18 protein-coding genes are annotated in these 16,823 nt (G+C 69.3%); 14 read left to right on the top strand and 4 right to left on the bottom strand.

Features of this window, described 5'->3' with window-relative positions; all coding sequences use genetic code 11:
• Positions 1 to 10: 10 nt before the first annotated feature.
• Positions 11 to 895 (bottom strand): mycothiol conjugate amidase Mca, encoded by an 885-nt coding sequence (mca, locus tag ACFPZ3_RS41965; protein WP_379519948.1) that lies wholly within the window; start codon positions 893 to 895, stop codon positions 11 to 13.
• Between the two features lie 134 nt (positions 896 to 1,029).
• Between mca and ACFPZ3_RS41960 the strand changes: the two genes are divergently transcribed.
• The 13 genes from ACFPZ3_RS41960 (at position 1,030) to ACFPZ3_RS41900 (ending at position 13,180) form a co-directional block, all read left to right on the top strand.
• Positions 1,030 to 1,449: a DUF4307 domain-containing protein gene (locus ACFPZ3_RS41960; protein WP_379519947.1), complete on the top strand. Its 420-nt coding sequence runs from the start codon at positions 1,030 to 1,032 to the stop codon at positions 1,447 to 1,449.
• Positions 1,450 to 1,557: 108 nt separating this feature from the next.
• Positions 1,558 to 2,058, top strand: a complete 501-nt coding sequence (greA, locus tag ACFPZ3_RS41955; RefSeq protein WP_103960435.1) for a transcription elongation factor GreA — start codon at positions 1,558 to 1,560, stop codon at positions 2,056 to 2,058.
• Positions 2,059 to 2,180: 122 nt separating this feature from the next.
• Positions 2,181 to 3,335 (top strand): C40 family peptidase, encoded by a 1,155-nt coding sequence (locus ACFPZ3_RS41950; protein ID WP_379519946.1) that lies wholly within the window; start codon positions 2,181 to 2,183, stop codon positions 3,333 to 3,335.
• An 86-nt stretch (positions 3,336 to 3,421) separates the two neighbouring features.
• Positions 3,422 to 3,946: a hypothetical protein gene (locus tag ACFPZ3_RS41945; RefSeq protein WP_379519945.1), complete on the top strand. Its 525-nt coding sequence runs from the start codon at positions 3,422 to 3,424 to the stop codon at positions 3,944 to 3,946.
• Between the two features lie 249 nt (positions 3,947 to 4,195).
• On the top strand, positions 4,196 to 6,013 hold the full coding sequence (locus tag ACFPZ3_RS41940; protein ID WP_379519944.1) for a phosphoenolpyruvate carboxykinase (GTP): 1,818 nt from the start codon (positions 4,196 to 4,198) through the stop codon (positions 6,011 to 6,013).
• A gap of 73 nt (positions 6,014 to 6,086) precedes the next feature.
• Positions 6,087 to 7,085 (top strand): TIGR04222 domain-containing membrane protein, encoded by a 999-nt coding sequence (locus ACFPZ3_RS41935; RefSeq protein ID WP_379519943.1) that lies wholly within the window; start codon positions 6,087 to 6,089, stop codon positions 7,083 to 7,085.
• A gap of 117 nt (positions 7,086 to 7,202) precedes the next feature.
• Positions 7,203 to 8,141, top strand: a complete 939-nt coding sequence (locus tag ACFPZ3_RS41930; RefSeq protein ID WP_379519942.1) for a TIGR04222 domain-containing membrane protein — start codon at positions 7,203 to 7,205, stop codon at positions 8,139 to 8,141.
• Position 8,142: 1 nt separating this feature from the next.
• The gene (locus ACFPZ3_RS41925) at positions 8,143 to 8,958 is read left to right on the top strand and encodes an MbnB/TglH/ChrH family RiPP precursor modification enzyme (RefSeq protein ID WP_379519941.1); all 816 of its coding nucleotides are present in this window, start codon (positions 8,143 to 8,145) and stop codon (positions 8,956 to 8,958) included.
• 37 nt (positions 8,959 to 8,995) lie between these two features.
• The gene (locus tag ACFPZ3_RS41920) at positions 8,996 to 9,361 is read left to right on the top strand and encodes an SCO6045 C-terminal-like domain-containing protein (protein ID WP_379519940.1); all 366 of its coding nucleotides are present in this window, start codon (positions 8,996 to 8,998) and stop codon (positions 9,359 to 9,361) included.
• 9 nt (positions 9,362 to 9,370) lie between these two features.
• Positions 9,371 to 10,252, top strand: coding sequence for a DUF7064 domain-containing protein (locus tag ACFPZ3_RS41915; RefSeq protein WP_379519939.1), 882 nt, complete (start codon positions 9,371 to 9,373; stop codon positions 10,250 to 10,252).
• Between the two features lie 100 nt (positions 10,253 to 10,352).
• Positions 10,353 to 10,838: a hypothetical protein gene (locus tag ACFPZ3_RS41910; protein WP_379519938.1), complete on the top strand. Its 486-nt coding sequence runs from the start codon at positions 10,353 to 10,355 to the stop codon at positions 10,836 to 10,838.
• A gap of 56 nt (positions 10,839 to 10,894) precedes the next feature.
• Entirely contained in the window at positions 10,895 to 11,659 is a 765-nt protein-coding gene (locus ACFPZ3_RS41905; RefSeq protein WP_379519937.1) for an isoprenyl transferase, read from the top strand.
• 204 nt (positions 11,660 to 11,863) lie between these two features.
• Positions 11,864 to 13,180 (top strand): PhoH family protein, encoded by a 1,317-nt coding sequence (locus tag ACFPZ3_RS41900; protein WP_379519936.1) that lies wholly within the window; start codon positions 11,864 to 11,866, stop codon positions 13,178 to 13,180.
• Here ACFPZ3_RS41900 and ACFPZ3_RS41895 read toward each other — a convergent pair whose 3' ends face one another.
• Genes ACFPZ3_RS41895 through ACFPZ3_RS41885 form a run of 3 tightly spaced genes read right to left on the bottom strand, consistent with a single transcriptional unit; the run spans position 13,181 to position 15,776 of the window.
• Positions 13,181 to 13,693: a hypothetical protein gene (locus tag ACFPZ3_RS41895; RefSeq protein ID WP_379519935.1), complete on the bottom strand. Its 513-nt coding sequence runs from the start codon at positions 13,691 to 13,693 to the stop codon at positions 13,181 to 13,183.
• On the bottom strand, positions 13,690 to 15,102 hold the full coding sequence (locus ACFPZ3_RS41890; protein ID WP_379519934.1) for an ATP-binding protein: 1,413 nt from the start codon (positions 15,100 to 15,102) through the stop codon (positions 13,690 to 13,692). The genes ACFPZ3_RS41895 and ACFPZ3_RS41890 overlap by 4 nt, the downstream gene beginning before the upstream one ends.
• The gene (locus tag ACFPZ3_RS41885; protein ID WP_379519933.1) at positions 15,102 to 15,776 is read right to left on the bottom strand and encodes a response regulator; all 675 of its coding nucleotides are present in this window, start codon (positions 15,774 to 15,776) and stop codon (positions 15,102 to 15,104) included. The genes ACFPZ3_RS41890 and ACFPZ3_RS41885 overlap by 1 nt, the downstream gene beginning before the upstream one ends.
• A gap of 376 nt (positions 15,777 to 16,152) precedes the next feature.
• On the opposite strand from ACFPZ3_RS41885, the gene ACFPZ3_RS41880 reads away from it, so the two are divergent.
• Positions 16,153 to 16,758, top strand: a complete 606-nt coding sequence (locus ACFPZ3_RS41880; protein WP_379519932.1) for an aggregation-promoting factor C-terminal-like domain-containing protein — start codon at positions 16,153 to 16,155, stop codon at positions 16,756 to 16,758.
• Positions 16,759 to 16,823: the final 65 nt, after the last annotated feature.

The following is a 16,823-nucleotide window of genomic DNA, read 5'->3' as shown; positions in this document are numbered from 1 at the left end:
CGTGCTCCGTTCAGTGGCAGGCGGGCTCGACGTCGTCGGCGTGGATGCCCGCGAACAGGTCGTCCTCGGGCAGCTCCGTGTCCACCAGCGAACGCGCCAGGTGGTAGTCCTCGGTGGGCCAGATCTCCTCCTGCAGCTCGCGCGGGCAGACGAACCAGAAGCCCTCGGGGTCGACCTGGGTGGCGTGCGCCAGCAGGGCCTCGTCGCGGATCTGGAAGTAGTCGCCGCACGGCACCCGCGTGGTGACCGGCCACTTGGCGGGGCGGTCCTCCCAGCGGGAGATCCAGTCGGAGTAGGGGGAGCCGAGGCCACGCTCGGTCATCACCTCGTGCAGCGCCTCGAAGCGCTCCTTGGTGAACCCCATCTGGTAGTAGAGCTTCAGCGGCTGCCAGGGCTCACCGGCGTCCGGATAGCGGTCGGGGTCGCCGGCCGCCTCGAAGGCCTCGACGGAGACCTTGTTGGTCATGATGTGGTCGGGGTGCGGGTAGCCGCCGTCGTCGTCGTAGGTGATGATCACGTGCGGACGGAACTCGCGTACGGCGGCCACGAGCGGGGCCGAGGCGTCCTCCAGCTTCTGCAGGCCGAAGCAGCCCTCGGGCAGCTCCTCCTCCTCGCTCTCCGGCAGCCCCGAGTCGATGAAGCCCATGAAACGCTGCTCCACGCCGAGGATCTCGCGCGCCCGCGCCATCTCGGCCCTGCGCACCTCCCCGATGTTGGCAACGATCTCGGGCCGGTCCATCTTGGGGTTGAGCACGGATCCGCGCTCGCCGCCCGTCAGCGTACAGACCAGCACTTCCACGCCTTCACGGACGTAACGCGCCATCGTGGCGGCACCCTTGCTCGACTCGTCGTCGGGGTGGGCGTGGACGGCCATCAGCCTCAGCGGTGCACTCACGGGCTCGATGCTCCTCAGTCGGGACTGGTCAGTCGCCCAGACAGGTTAGTTTCTGCTGGGCGGTCGCGAGGGCACACCCCTCGCGGGCGACAATTGTCTCGGATAACGCTGAGGGAGTGCAGGGAGATTCCGCCATGGCCACCAGAGATGTCGAGAACCGACCCGTTCTCGGCACACCCGACGACTTTCCCGATCGTCCCAAACGTCGTGGCCGGCTCGTCGTCCACGTGGTGATCGGCGTGCTGGTGGCCATCATCGCGGGCGGCTGGGGCTACGTCATGTGGTCGATGACGGCGGGCGGCTCCGAGGCGCCGTCGCAGGTTGTGACGTTCAAGGTCGAGGGGCCGACCCGGGCCGCGATCACCTTTGAGGTATACAAGCCAGACGATAGGGTGGCTGTCTGCCGGATCAGGGCGCTGGACGTCAATCACGCGGAAGTGGGCAGCAAGGAAGTAAGAATCCCGGCTGGTGAGGGTAGTAAGCAGCTCAAGGAAAGCCTTGACACGAGCGGCGAGGCGACTTCCGTCCACATCCAGTACTGCAATCTCGTATAGTGAGACATTTGGGGAAGCGTTCGATCGGTTAAGTTGTTAGTCTCTCGCAATTCAACCGTACGCGACCTCAACTGATCTCAGGGCCCCCTAGGCAAGCAAGGAGAACCCGTGGCCGACTCTCGCGATGAGAACGTCACCTGGCTGACGCAGGAGGCGTACGACCGCCTGAAGGCGGAGTACGAGTATCTCTCCGGGCCCGGGCGCGTCGACATCGCCAAGAAGATCGAGGCCGCCCGGGAAGAGGGCGACCTGAAGGAGAACGGTGGCTACCACGCCGCCAAGGACGAGCAGGGCAAGATGGAGGCCCGCATCTTCCACCTCCGGCAGATCCTCGACAACGCCCAGGTGGGAGAGGCCCCCAAGGCCGAGGGCGTGGTGGGCCCCGGCATGACCGTGACCATCCGGTTCGTCGGCGACGACGACGAGGTCACCTTCCTGCTCGCGTCCCGCGAGGAGAGCGGGGCGCCGATCGACGTCTACTCGCCCAGGTCCCCGCTGGGTGCGGCGATCAACGGCAAGAAGATCGGGGAGAAGGCGACCTACTCCATGCCCAATGGACGCCAGAACACCGTCGAGATCCTCGAGGCAGTCCCGTACATCGGCAACTGACTCCCCCGGACGACGACCGCCGGGCCCCCGTCGGCCCGGCGGCATTTTCGCATTCGTCGGGAATTCGGCAAGATCTTAGTTTCTTAGTTAATACCCGTAAGCGCAGCAATACGTACAAGCTGGTGCCTTTCATCGTGGTGGCACTGGTAGCGGTGCTGACCGCCGACGTGCTGCTGCTGACGCGGCCGGAGGGGGCCGTCGCGCCCGCCGCCGTGGAGGCCACGCCCACCCAGCGGCTGCTGGCCGAGAAGCGGCCACAGACGCCACGGACGACGCCCGCCGCGACGCCGCAGCCGGTGGCGCCGCTGGGCAGGCTGCACAAGCCCAACCTCTTCGTGCTCACCCGCAAGCCGTTCACGAACGAGTTGTTACAGAAGGTCGCCAAGTTGTCCGGGGTGCGGGCGCTGGAGCTGGCCGACGCGGCCTCGGTCACGCTCGACGGCAAGCGGGTGCAGACGTTGGCCGTCAATCCATCCACGTTCCGGGCGTACACGCCCAAGGTGACCGCTTCGTCCGATCCGCTCTGGCAGAACGTGGCGGCCGGTGACGTGGCGGTCTCGTTCGTGCTGGGCAACGACGGCGGGCTCTCCCTGCACAGCCGGGTGCCGGCGGGCTCGGCGGGGCAACTGCGGATCGGCGCGTACGCCACCACCGGCTTCGGCGCCGTGGACGCCGTCGTGTCCAAGGACGTCGGCCGCACACTGGGGCTGCCCCACGACAACGCGCTCATCGTCAGCGCGCCGAAGGCCGACTCCGACAAGCTGCGCAAGAAGATCCTGGGCGCGCTGCCCAAGGGCACGCAGGTGGCCCTGGTGAACCCGGTGCTGCCGCCGCAGCGGCAGAACGTGCCGCAGCAGAACTGGCCGGCCGGGTCGTTCATGACGGGCGAGCAGCTCACGGTCGCGCTGAAGGCGGCCGTCTCCAAGCTCGGGCGCCCGTACGTGTGGGGGGCCGAGGGGCCCGAGACCTTCGACTGCTCCGGGCTCGTGCAGTGGGCCTACGCGCAGGCGGGGGTGCGCATGCCCCGGGTGACCCATCAGCAGTGGGTCACGGGGCCGCAGGTGCCTTTCGCGCAGGCTCAGCCGGGCGATCTGTTGTTCTGGCGCAACGATCCGACCAACCCTGACTACATCTCCCATGTGGCGATCTACTGGGGTGACGGCAAGATGTTGCACGCTCCGCGCACCGGTGACGTGGTAAAGATCGTCCCGGTCAACACCCGCAACCTGGCCGGTGTCGTCCGCGTCAGCCCCATCGCCGCCGCCAAGGTCCGCTGACCCTTCCCCGCACCGGGGCTTGCCTTGACGTACAGGGCCTCGTTGCCTTGCGTGCTTTTCATCCGCAACTGTGTAATTGTGATTACATGGCAACAGAAGATGATGTGACCGCACAGGTGCACGGCTGGTTCACCGGGCGTCTGCCCGAGGAGTGGTTCACCGGCGCACCCGAGATCATCAGGGACCGGGAGGAGATCGCGGTTCTGGGCGCGCTCCCCGACCCCCCGGACGACGTGCCCGAGGCTGAGCGGGCCGCGCTCATCGAAGGGCTGGCCCGGAGGTTCAGAGAGGAGACGCGGGAGCGGCGGATCGAGATCGCCAGGGAGGCCGAGCGGAAGTTCCGGCAGAAGGTGGCCTGGGGCGTGAGCTGCGGCGGCGAGACTGTGATGTTCACCACACTCTCCGTCCCCGTGATGACCAGGTTGCGCCAGACGGAACGCCAGGTTCTCGACACGCTCGTGGCCGCCGGCGTGGCCAGGAGCCGCAGCGACGCGCTGGCCTGGTGCGTACGCCTGGTCGGCAAGAACACCGACACGTGGCTGGCCGAGTTGCGCGACGCGCTCCAGCACGTCGACCGGGTTCGCTCATCGGGGCCCGACGTCAATTCCTGAGATCTCCCAGCGGAAACGGCTCCGGCAATGGACTAAACCACTTCCGGAATTGGTTTAGACCAGCGCAATTGGACTGGACCACTGCTCTGAATTACTCCTTTTAAATCTCCTCCGCGTGGGTAGGCTCCCCCAATCGTCAGGGCCGCTGCCTGCGGCGACGGCCTGGCCAAGAGGTCTATGCCAATTGGCTTTAACGCCGCTTCGTCGTTAATGATGACTGGGCCCTGAGAGAGTGGAGGAGTCACCGTCGTGTCCGTTTCCGTCGCAGTAACAGCGCCCACCACCAATAGCGAATTGGCCGCGTGGGTCAACGAGATCGCAGCCCTGACCCAGCCCGATCGCGTCGAGTGGTGCGATGGGTCGGAGGAGGAGTGGACACGCCTGACCAACCTCCTCGTCGAGCAGGGGACGCTCACGCGCCTGGCGGCCAGGCCCAACAGCTTCTACGCCAAGTCCGACCCCACCGACGTGGCGCGGGTGGAGGACCGTACCTTCATCTGCTCGGAGCGTGCGGAGGACGCGGGGCCCACCAACAACTGGATCGCGCCCGGCGAGATGCGCGAGACGTTCGGCGAGCTGTTCAAGGGCTGCATGCGGGGCAGGACCATGTACGTGGTGCCGTTCTGCATGGGCCCGCTGGGCGGCGAGATCTCGCAGCTCGGCGTGGAGATCACGGACTCCGCGTACGTCGCCGTCTCCATGCGCGTCATGACCCGGATGGGCGACAGGGCGCTGCGGCTGATCGAAGAGCGCGCGGCGGCGCGTCGAACCGGCGAAGGCGACTTCGTCAAGGCCGTGCACTCCGTCGGGGCGCCGCTGGAGCCCGGCCAGGCGGACGTGTCGTGGCCGTGCAGCTCGACCAAGTACATCAGCCACTTCCCCGAGACCCGCGAGATCTGGTCCTACGGCTCCGGCTACGGCGGCAACGCCCTGCTCGGCAAGAAGTGCTACGCCCTGCGCATCGCCAGCGTCATGGCCCGCGACGAGGGCTGGATGGCCGAGCACATGCTCATCCTGAAGCTCACGCCGCCCACCGGAGAGACCCGCTACATCGCCGCCGCCTTCCCGAGCGCCTGCGGCAAGACCAACCTCGCGATGCTCCAGCCCACGATCCCGGGCTGGAAGGTCGAGACGATCGGCGACGACATCGCCTGGATGCGGTTCGGCGAGGACGGCCGCCTCCACGCGATCAACCCGGAGGCCGGCTTCTTCGGCGTCGCCCCCGGCACCGGGCAGGTGACGAACGCCAACGCGATCAAGACGCTCTGGGGCAACAGCATCTTCACCAACGTCGCGCTGACCGACGACGGCGACGTGTGGTGGGAGGGCCTCACGGAGGAGCCGCCGGCGCACCTGACCGACTGGAAGGGCCGCTCCTGGACGCCCGGCAGCGACGAGCCTGCCGCCCACCCGAACGCCCGCTTCACCACCCCTGCGGAGCAGTGCCCGACCATCGCTCCCGAATGGCAGGACCCCGAGGGCGTGCCCATCTCAGCGATCTTGTTCGGCGGTCGCCGCGCCACCGCCGTGCCTCTGGTGACGGAGTCGCTGAGCTGGGAGCACGGCGTCTTTCTCGGAGCCAACGTCGCCTCCGAGAAGACCGCCGCCGCCGAGGGCAAGGTCGGCGAGCTGCGCCACGACCCGTTCGCCATGCTGCCGTTCTGCGGCTACAACATGGGCGACTACTTCGATCACTGGCTGGAGATCGGCCGCCGCGAGGGCGCGAAGCTGCCCCGGATCTACTACGTCAACTGGTTCAGGAAGAACGACCAGGGCAAGTTCGTCTGGCCGGGCTTCGGCGAGAACAGCCGCGTGCTCAAGTGGATCGTGGAGCGGCTCAACGGTGACGCCAAGGCCGTGCCCACCCCGATCGGCCTGCTGCCCGGCGACCTCGACACCGAGGGCCTGGACCTGTCGGAGGAGGACATGCGCACGCTGCTGACCGTCGACAAGGACGTGTGGCGCGAGGAGGCGGCGCTGATCCCGGCCCACTTCGACACCTTCGGCAGCCACCTGCCGAAGGAGCTGTGGGACGAGTACAACGCCCTGCTCGACCGGCTCGGATGAGGACTCCTCCCTTGTGCGGGTACGGCGGTGCCGTCTAACTTGGCGGACTGCCGTACCGCAAGGGAGGACCGCAGTGGATTTCGTCCTGCTCATGGCCGCCTTCGGCATGTTCTTCCTGGTCAGCACGGCGGAACAGCGCGTCGAACGTGAGCGCAGGCGCGTCAGCGAGACGACGCCGAGCGGCCACGGGCACCAGTTGTCCCACTATGAGCTGGCGTACCTGTCCGGCGGGCCGAGACGGACCGTCAACACGGCGCTGGCCGTCCTCGCGACGGCCGGCGCCGTTCGTGTGTCACGCGGCTCGCAGGTCACCCCGGTCCACGGGGCGCGGCCCTCGCCGGAGCCGGTCGAGCAGGCCGTGCTCGACGCGCTGGCGGCCAGGCCGGGCGGCTACCGCGCCAGTGAGCTGCGGCGGGAGCTGGAGACGCACCCCGCCCTCGCCTCCCTGGCCGGCAGCCTGGAGGCGCGCGGGCTGATGGTGCGGGAGGAGGCGTTCGGCACGGCGTGGCGGCGCCGGGCCGGGGTCAAGATCGCCGTGGGCGTGGCCGTGGGCTACGTGGTGCTGCTGTTCGTGCTGGCGGGGCTCAAGGTGGCGGGGGAGGGGATGCCGTTCTTCGGCGCGCTGCTCATCTCGGGTGCCGCCGTGGTCAGCGGCCTGCTGGCGCTGCGCCGGCACCGGCGGCGCCTGCGCAGCGTCATCACGCGGGAGGGGCGCGACGTCCTGCGCGCTGCCCGCGACTACCACCCCAGGGGCGTGCGCGACCACAGCACGCTGGCCTTCTCGGTCGGCATCCCCGTCGCCCTGTACGGCCTGCAGGACGCCGGCGACCAGACCCTCTCCGACGAGCTGTCCATCGGCGACCCCGGGGCCGACAGCGCCGGCTCGTGCGGCACCCACAGCGGCGGCGACGGCGGCGCCACGTTCGGCACCGACTCCTACGGCGGCCTCGACTTCGGCGGCGGGTCGAGCTGCGGCGGCTCGTCCGGTTGCGGCGGTGGGTCGAGTTGCGGTGGGGGCTCCAGTTGCGGCGGCGGGTCGAGCGGTGGGTCGAGCTGCGGATCGAGCAGCTAGCTAAAGGCGCAGAACCCACGCTCACCGTGGCCGGGTCCTTACCGTGCAAATAGGCGTCGTCACAGTACGCCGGGCTTGATCGGCCGCAGGAAGCGGAGGCCCCACATGGACCTGTTCATGTTGATCATTTCGGTGAGCATCGCGGTTTACGCCGCCTTCACCACTTCCGCGATACAGCGCGGGCACGCCGCGATACGGGCCGAAACGGGCGGGATCCGGCTTCGCACTCCGGACCACTACGACCTGGCGTACCTGGTGGGCGGCCCGAACAGGGTGGCGGACACAGCCATCGCGCTCCTGGCCGACGCCGGCGCCATCCGCGTCTCACGCGCCGGCTGGGCGCACGAGGTCAGCGGGGGCACGGTCGCGCGGCAGCCCGTCGAGGAGGTCGTGCTGAACGCGCTGGCCGGCACCGTCTCGGGCGTCCCCGTCGTCTCCGTCAGGGCCACGGTGGCCAAGAGCGTGGCCATGGAGGCGATCCACCAGCACCTCGTCGGACAGGGGATGCTCGTACCGGAAAGCGCCTTCTCCGAGGTCAGAAAGCAGGGCGCGCGGCTGCGCGCGCTGTCCGTCGCGGCCTTCGCCGGTGTCGCGATCGAGGGGCTGACCGTCCTGCTGAACGCGAACTTCCAGGCGTGGGTCGCCCTGATCGTCTTCGTGGTCACGGGGGTGCGGACCGAGGTGGCGCTCGGCAACCACCGGCGCTCCATGAGGACCTCGCTGACCGCCTCGGGCAGGGAGACCCTGGAGGCGGCCAGGCGGGCGAACGGCAGGGGCGTCGAGCAGGGCCCCGTCACCCTCGCGCTCTACGGTCTCGGCGAGCTGCGCGACGCCGACCTGCGCTCGCAGCTCGGCAGGCAGGAGCCCAGGCGTGTCCGCCGGCGCGGCAACTCATACGCTGGGGGCTCGTACGCGGGGGACGGCTCGGCCGGCTGCGGCGGTGGCTCGCACGGTGGCTCGCACGGCGGGTCGAGCTGCGGAAGCGGGTCGTCCGGCTGCGGCGGAAGCAGCGGCTGCGGCGGCGGCGGCGGTGGTTGCGGCGGCGGAGGAGGGTGAGATGGCCGGACTCGGAGTGGGCATCGGCTGGCGGTCCGAGCTGGACCTGAGCATCGAAAGGATGGCCGGCGTCGACTTCCTCGAAGTGGTCGCCGAGAACATCAGGCCGGCCGGCCTGCCCGAGTCCATCCGCGTCATGCGGGCCAGGGGCCTGCCGGTCATCCCCCATGGGGTGTCGCTGGGCATCGGGGGCGCCGAGCCGCCTTCCCAGGACCGGCTGGCCCACCTGGCCGCCTGCGCACGAGCGCTGGACGCGCCGCTGGTCAGCGAGCATCTGGCGTTCGTGCGCGGCGGCGGCGTGGAGGCCGGGCATCTGCTGCCCGTGCCGCGCACGCGCGAGTCCCTGCGGATCGTCACCGAGAACGTGCGCCGCGCCCAGGACGCGCTGCCCGTCCCCCTGGCCCTGGAGAACGTGGCCGCCATCTTCGGCTGGCCCGACGACGAGCTGACCGAGGCGCAGTTCCTGGCCGAGCTGGTGGAGCGGACCGGCGTGGGCCTGCTGATCGACGTGGCCAACCTCTACACCAACCAGTTCAACCTGGGCCTGCCGGCCGTGGCGGCGCTCGACACGCTCCCCCTTGAGCACCTCGCCTACGTCCACGTCGCCGGCGGCTACGAGCACCACGGCGTCTGGCACGACACGCACAGCACGGCCGCGCCACAGGCGGTGCTCGACCTGCTCACCGAGCTGTGCGCCCGCGCCACCCCGCCGGGCGTGCTGCTGGAGTGGGACGAGGACTACCCGAGCGACGCCGTGCTGGCGAACGAGCTGTCCAGGATCAGGGCCGCGATGGCCCTGGCCGGGGAGGCACGATGACACCCGCCACGAGGACGGCCCTGACCGGGGAGGCACGATGACACCCGCCACGAGGACGGACGAGGGCGCGCGGGCCGAGCTGGCCGAGGCGCAGGGCCGGGTCGTGGCGGCGCTGGTCGCGGGGGCGGAGGTGCCCGAGGGCTTCGACCGGGAACGGATGCGCGTGCAGGCCGCCAGCCTGGTCGCCAAGCGCCGCGGGATCGTGGCCAGGATCCATCCCGACGCCGCCGCGGCGGCGGGGCCCGACCTGGCCGCCGAGTTCGCCGCGTACGCGCGCGCCCGCGCCACCCCGCCCCCCAACTACCGCACCGACGCCGCCGACTTCGCCGCCTGGCTGCGCGAGCGCGGCCGGATGCCCGATGATCCGCCACCCAGACGCCGCTGGTGGTCCCGATCGGGGTAGGAGGCGGGCATGCGGATCGTCAACATGGGCGAGTGGCCCCTGGGCCCGGAGGACGAGCACCCACACCCGCCGAACGGCGAGTTGTTGTGGAACGAGTCCTGGTACTACGACTTCGTCTCCGAGGACGGTGACCTGGGCGGCTACGTCCGTCTCGGCCTCTACCCCAACTGGGGGCGCGCCTGGTACTGGGCCTGCCTGGTCACCGCGGACGGCGGACGTACGGCGGTGCTCGACCACGAGGCGCCGCTGCCCGGCGAGGACCTGACGGTGACGGGCGCCGGTTACACGGCCGCCCACCACACGACCGACCCCTTACGGCGCGCGGAGGTCCACCTGTCCTCCGCCGCCCTGTCACTCGACCTCACCTACGAGACGGCCGGCGTCTACGGCTACGCGATCACTCCCCGCTACGAGATGCCCTGCGAGGTCACCGGCACGATCGACGGCCGCGCCTTCCGCGGCCACGGCGAACGCGACCACAGCTGGGGCGTGCGCGACTGGTGGTCGATCTCCTGGCTCTGGAGCAGCGCCCGCATGCGGGACGGCGCCTACCTGCACGGCATGCGCGCCAACGTCGGCCTGGAGCTGGACTGGCCCGCGTTCCAGAGGCCACCGGGCGGCGAGGTGGTGCACGTGCCGGGCTTCTCGGCCGCCACCACGTTCGACGGGGACCTCCCGACGGAGACGGTCCTGCGCTTCCCCGGGCACGCGACGACGGTCCGGCCGATCGCCTTCGCCCCCGTGACGCTGACCTCCCCCGGGGGCGCGGTCGCCGAGTTCCCCCGGGCGATGTGCCGGTACGAGAGCGAGGACGGTCGCGTGGGCTTCGGCTGGACGGAGTGGCACCAGCCGCCCGACTGGCGGGAACATGCCTGGCGACCACCGGTTTAGGGGGCTTTCGGGCGGAAACTGGGAGGGGATGGGAGGACTACGCTGTGTCGACGGCTCTTATCTGAGCGTCACGCCGGTCGCGTGCAGAGACAGTGTCGGCATGCCGTACGAGATCACCCTTGAGCTGCACCGCGACGGCACCCCGTACGGCAGCGTGGGCGAGCGCTGCGGCTGGTTGCTGGCCCGCCTGGCGCGCGGCGTCGACGAGGCCCGCAGGGGCGGGGGAGCGGCCAGGCGCTGGGCCGATCCCGAGGACCGTTTCCCCGACGAGGAGCCGGAGAGCGAGCTGTTCTCCTTCCGCTACCGCACGAGGGCCGGCCTGGTGGGCGGCGGAGAGCTGCGCTGCCAGCTCAGGACCATCCCCGTGTGGCAGCCGGGGCGGCCGGGGCCCGGTGAGTGGCGGCTGACCAGGAGGGCCTACGTGGAGGCGTGGGGCGCCACGGGCGTGGGCATGCGGGCGGTGCTGACGTCGTCAGAGTTGTCGGAGTTCGTCCGCGAACTCGTAGATGAGGCGGAAGGGTGTCTGAAAGGTAGAGATCTGGCGAGGAATCCGGTAGAAGGAGCAGGCACGGACGATTCGCGGTGATAATTGCCTGTTAGGTCAATCGACCTGAAGGCACAGCACCGCTGGGGAGGCACTCCGTGGGCCTGCGCGATCTGGTCTACCGGCTGTATGAGCACCGGCTGGAGACCAAGCTGTCGAAGGACAGCGTCGTCCCCCGGCATGTCGGGGTCATCATCGACGGCAACCGCCGCTGGGCGCGCGCCATGGGCATGCGCGACGTGGCCTCGGGTCACCGCAAGGGTGCGGACAAGATATCCGAGTTGCTCGGCTGGTGCCGAGAGAGCGGCGTCGAGGTCGTGACGGTGTGGATGTTGTCCAACGACAACCTCAACCGGCCGAGGGAAGAGCTGGAGCCGCTGCTGCGCATCATCGAGGACGTGACCCAGGAGCTCGTGGAGGAGGGCTGGCGGATCAGCCCGGTCGGGGCGCTTGATCTGCTGCCCGACAGAACCGCCAATGTCCTTAAAGATGCAAAAGAAGCTTCATCACACCGTCCAGGCCTGATTGTGAACGTTGCAGTTGGGTATGGAGGAAGACGTGAGATTGCCGATGCGGTGCGCTCACTGCTCCAGGAGCAAGCGAGCAAGGGAGCAAGCATCGAGGACCTCGTCGAGGTGCTCGATGTCGAGCACATCGCGGAGCATCTTTACACTCGCGGCCAGCCCGACCCGGACCTCCTCATCCGGACCTCGGGCGAGCAGCGTCTGTCCGGCTTCATGCTCTGGCAGAGTGCTCACTCCGAGTTCTACTTCCATGAGGCCTACTGGCCGGACTTCCGCAGGGTGGACTTCCTGCGGGCGCTGCGTGATTACGCTGCGAGACACCGACGTTACGGTTCCTGACACGACATTCGGGTATCAAGGACGTAACGTTGGAAGTGTCCGGTCACAGGTCGGACATTTCGGAGAGGGCCCGCCTTTGCACCAACTTGCCGAGGGGGCCGGACTCCGGCGCCGACGGCAATTTGCGGTCGGGGACGCGGGTCCGGTCCGATTCCCACCTCGTCTGCAGGGCGCCCGCACCAAGGGGCGCCCGGGGGAGAACGTGTGGCAGTGTCCTCGAGCAACCCTACTCAGTCGGCCAAGCGCACGTACGTGCTGGACACCTCGGTTCTGCTGGCCGACCCGGCGGCAATGACCCGGTTCGCCGAGCACGACGTTGTCCTTCCGATCGTGGTCATCACGGAGCTGGAAGGCAAGCGGCACCATCCAGAGCTCGGCTACTTCGCGAGGAAGGCCCTGCGCTACCTCGACGAGCTACGCGTCCAGTACGGCAGACTGGACGAGCCGATGCCGACGGGGGACGGCACGATCAGGGTCGAGCTCAACCACAGCGATCCATCCATCCTGCCCGTGGGCTTCCGCCTGGGCGACAACGACACGCGCATCCTCACCGTGGCCCGCTCGCTGGCCAGTGAGGGTAGTGACGTCGTGCTGGTGTCCAAGGACCTGCCCATGCGGGTCAAGGCGGCCTCGATCGGCCTGGCCGCCGAGGAATACCGCGCCGAACTCGTCCACGAGTCCGGCTGGATGGGGATGGCCGAGATCCAGGTGACCGCCGACGACGTGTCGACGCTCTTCGACTCGGGCACCGCGGACCTGGAGGAGGCCAGGGAACTACCCGCGCACACCGGCCTGCGGCTGCTGTCGGCCAAGGGCTCGGCGCTCGGCCGGGTGCAGCCCGACAAGTCCGTACGCCTGGTCCGCGGCGACCGCGAGGTCTTCGGCCTGCACGGCCGCTCCGCCGAGCAGCGCATCGCGCTCGACCTGCTGATGGACCCGGAGATCGGCATCGTCTCGCTCGGCGGCCGGGCCGGCACCGGCAAGTCGGCGCTGGCACTCTGCGCGGGCCTGGAGGCGGTCCTGGAGCGCCGCCAGCACCGCAAGGTGATCGTCTTCCGTCCCCTCTACGCGGTCGGTGGCCAGGAGCTCGGCTACCTGCCAGGCAGCGAGGGCGAGAAGATGGGCCCGTGGGCGCAGGCCGTCTACGACACGCTCGGCGCCGTCACCTCGCCCGAGGTGATCGAGGAGGTGCTCGACCGGGGCATGCTGGAGGTGCTCCCGCTGACGCACATCCGGGGCCGTTCGTTGCACGATGCGTTCGTGATCGTGGACGAGGCCCAGTCGCTCGAACGCGGGGTGCTGCTGACCGTGCTGAGCCGGATCGGCGCCAACTCGCGGGTTGTGCTCACCCACGACGTGGCCCAGCGCGACAACCTGCGGGTCGGCCGGCATGACGGCGTGGTCGCGGTCGTGGAGAAGCTGAAGGGCCATCCGCTGTTCGCCCACGTCACACTGACCAGGTCTGAGCGCTCGCCGATCGCCGCGCTGGTGACGGAGATGCTCGAGGACATCACCATGTGATCACTTGAGCTCGCCGCAGGTGAACCGCCCCTCCGACGTGGAGGGGCGGTTCTTGTTCTCCCGCACGATCTTGACCATCTCGAACTCGATCTCCTGCTGCGCGGTGCAGACGATCTGCGCCTTGCCGAGCTTGGTCAGCGTGCCCTCGCCGCTGATGTAGACGGTCAGCGTCGAGGTGCGCGGGAGCTGGATCTCGTCGCGCTGCGGCGGATTGATCGAGTTCTTGGACCTCAGGTACGTGAACCCGCGCAGCGCCGTGTCCCGGACCCCGAGTGGCTGCGTGGAGGCGTCGAAGAGCGCCCCGAGCAGGCTTTCGACGGTGTCGTCGTCCACGTCGGCCGGCTCCAGGGTGAGCTCGCCGTCCCTGATCAGGTAGATCGTCTTGGACGGCGGCGGGATCTTGATCGTGGGCGCGTTGCCCCTGTCCTGGACGTCGGTGGGCGTGATGCCGCAGGCGCCTGTGGCCAGCAGGGCGGTCAGCAGGGCGGCGGTCAGGATGCGGATGGGCTTCATTTGTGGGGTAGCCAGACCGTGAAGAGGGTTCCAGGGTTCTGGGGGCGTACGGAGATCGTGCCCCCGTGCAGCAGGACGTTGGCCCTGGCGATGGCCAGGCCGAGCCCGCTGCCCTGGCTGCGCGCGCGGCCCGCGCCGGCCTTGAAGAAGCGGTCGAAGACGTGCGGCAGGGCCTCACGCGGGATGCCCTTGCCGTGGTCGCGCACCTTCACCTCCAGGCCGTTCTCCGTGGCCCTGGCGCTGACCACCACCGGAGGCTCGCCGTGTTTGAGCGCGTTGCCGACGAGGTTGGCCACGATGATGTCGAACCTGCGGGGGTCGAGGTTGGCGGTCAGGCCCTGAGAGGCGCGCACCGTCACCTGCTCGCTCCAGCCGCGTACGCCCAGGCAGTCCTCGATGGCGTCGGCCACGTTCACGGGTTCGAGGTTGAGCGTGGCGGTGCCGGCGTCGAAGCGGCTGATCTCGATGAGGTGCTCGACCAGCTCGCGCAGGCGCTCGATCTCCTTGAGCACCAGCCGCACGGCCTGCGCGGGCGCCTCCGGCAGGTGGTCGGCCTCGTCGGAGAGCATGTCGGCCACGGCCGTCATCGCGGTGAGCGGCGTACGCAGCTCGTGTGAGACGTCGGCCACGAACCTGCGGGACATGGCCTCCAGCGAGCGCAGCTCCGACACGCTCAGCTCCAGCGCCGCGGCGGCGTCGTTGAACCTGGCGGTGAGGCCGGCCAGCTCGTCCTGGCCGTGCACGGGCAGGCGCGTGTCCAGGCGGCCCTGGCCGAGCGCCTGGGCCGCGGCGCTGAGCCGCCGTACCGGGAGCAGCACCTGGCGGGCCGACAGCAGCGCCACGCCCAGGGCGATCAGCACGATGACCGTGCCGGTCTGGGCCAGGGTGGCCCTGAGCGTGGCGAGCTGGCTCTCGTCGTCGTGCAGGGGGAAGAAGACGAACGCGCGCAGGCCCGTGGCCTCGGCCTTGCCCCCGTTGACCCGGTAGACCTCGGCGCCGACGATGAGGTAGAGCCGGCTGCGGATGATCTTGCGTTGGATGACGACGCTCTGCTTGGCGCGGCCGTACAGCTCGTTGGGCACGTCGCTCATCGACATGGGGCCGTCGGCGGCGATCAGGCTCTGATACTCCACCAGCACGCTGCGGCCCGGCCCGCTGAGTGCGTGGGCCACGCGGTTGAGCTCCTTGGACGTCGGCGCGGCCTCGCCCTGCCTGAGCTTGCCGACGGGGAAGGTGATGCTGCCGAGCTCCCTGGTCACCAGGTCGATCGAGGTGGTCTCGGCCCGGTTGACGAGGGCTTCCTTGGCCAGCTCGTAGCCGATCGTGGCGACCAGCAACGAGGCGGTGACGGCGACGAGGGTGAAGGTGATGACCAGGCGGGCCCGCAGGCCCGTGGGGAGCGGGATCATCACGGGGGGCTGAACCGGTATCCGAAGCCGCGCACCGTGTGGATGAAGACGGGCTCCGCGGGCGTGGGCTCGATCTTCGCGCGGATCCGCTGCACGCACGCGTCCACCAGGCGCGAGTCGGCGATGTGCGTGTGGTCCCAGACCACGCGCAGCAGGTAGCGGCGGTTGAGCACCTGGCCGGGATGGCGTACGAGCTCCAGCAGCAGTCGCAGCTCCGTCGGGGTCAGGTGGATCTCCTTGCCGGACAGGGTGACCTTGAGCGCGCCCCGGTCGATCACGAGGTCGCCGAAGGTGATGCGGTCGGAGGCGGCGGACTCGGCCCGGCGCAGCACGGCCCGGATGCGGGCGTCCAGGACGCGGGGCTCGACCGGCTTGACCACGTAGTCGTCGGCGCCGGCCTCCAGCCCGACGACCACGTCCAGGTCGTCGCCGCGGGCCGTGAGCAGGATGACCGGGAGCTGGTCGAGTTTGCGCACGCGGCGGCACACCTCGACCCCGTCGATTCCGGGGAGCATGACGTCGAGGATCGCGATCTCCGGGCGCCGGGCCCTGATGTGGTCGAGGGCCTCCTCACCCGTCGCGTAGGACGTGACGGAGTGCCCCTGCCTGGTCAGCGCCAGCTCTAGAGCCGTGCGGACCGAGGGGTCGTCTTCAACAAGGAGGATGCCAGCCACGCGCACATTATTATTCCATGTCCCGTATACCCGGGTTGTGTCACCAAACTGTGACATGTCGTAGATCTGATCCCAAAGAAGGCAAGCAACGCTGAATACGGCTTCCCTTCGGTTACGGGCGCCTGAAGGGGGGCCACCCCTGTTGTGTGACGAAAGTCACAACTTTCGGGAAACTGTGGGCTAACCTGGTGGTTGGTGAAATTTACACCAAGCGATTCCCGCGTTTCGGTTGCGGAGCACCCCCTAGGACAGGGCAAGCTCATGCATCGTGAGCCCCGGTCCGCAGTTGAGTGAGCGCCCCCCGAAGGAAGACCTCCCCTCGGCGCGCCGGCCTTCGCGCTTCACTCCCAAACGCATTGTCATCACCGTCGTCGTGGTGCTGATCGTCGGCGGCGGTGGCGCCTTCGTCGCCCAGCGCGCCATCGACAACGCCAACAAGCCGCCCCAGAAGCCGTTCTCGATGGACGACCTGGGCAAGCTGGCCAGTGGCGACCTCTACGCGCCCGACCCCGAGAGCGACCTGCTCAAGGCCGAGGCCGAGCAGGCCTACCGGGCCGACCAGCTCAAGAAGGGCCGCACGGGCGGTGAGGGCAAGGGCCTCGACTGGGTCGTGCCCAAGCGGGCCCCCGCCGGCGACGGCTTCCCCGCCCAGAACTTCCCCCCGGGCAGCGACCCCTCGCCGGGCAGCAACAAGGCCACAGCCAAGGCCATGCTGGCCGCGAACGGGTTCGGCGCGGACCAGTGGGGTTGCCTGGAACGGCTCTGGCAGAAGGAGAGCGGCTGGAACGAGCGGGCCATGAACCGCTACTCCGGCGCGTACGGCATCCCGCAGTCCCTGCCCGGCAGCAAGATGGCCAGCGCGGGCGGCGACTGGCAGACCAACGCCGCCACCCAGATCAAGTGGGGCCTGGGCTACATCAAGGGCCGCTACGGCACTCCCTGCGGCGCCTGGGGTCACTCCCAGTCTTCGGGATGGTATTAACAGGTCAACTTTCCTCCTCCAATCGGCAAGCCGTCACGCCTGATCCTGTATACGGGCGCACGCTG

The sequence above is a fragment of the Nonomuraea insulae genome (assembly GCF_042656245.1).
The sequence above is the reverse complement of the archived record's forward strand: the minus strand, read 5'-3'. Positions and strand labels throughout refer to the sequence as shown.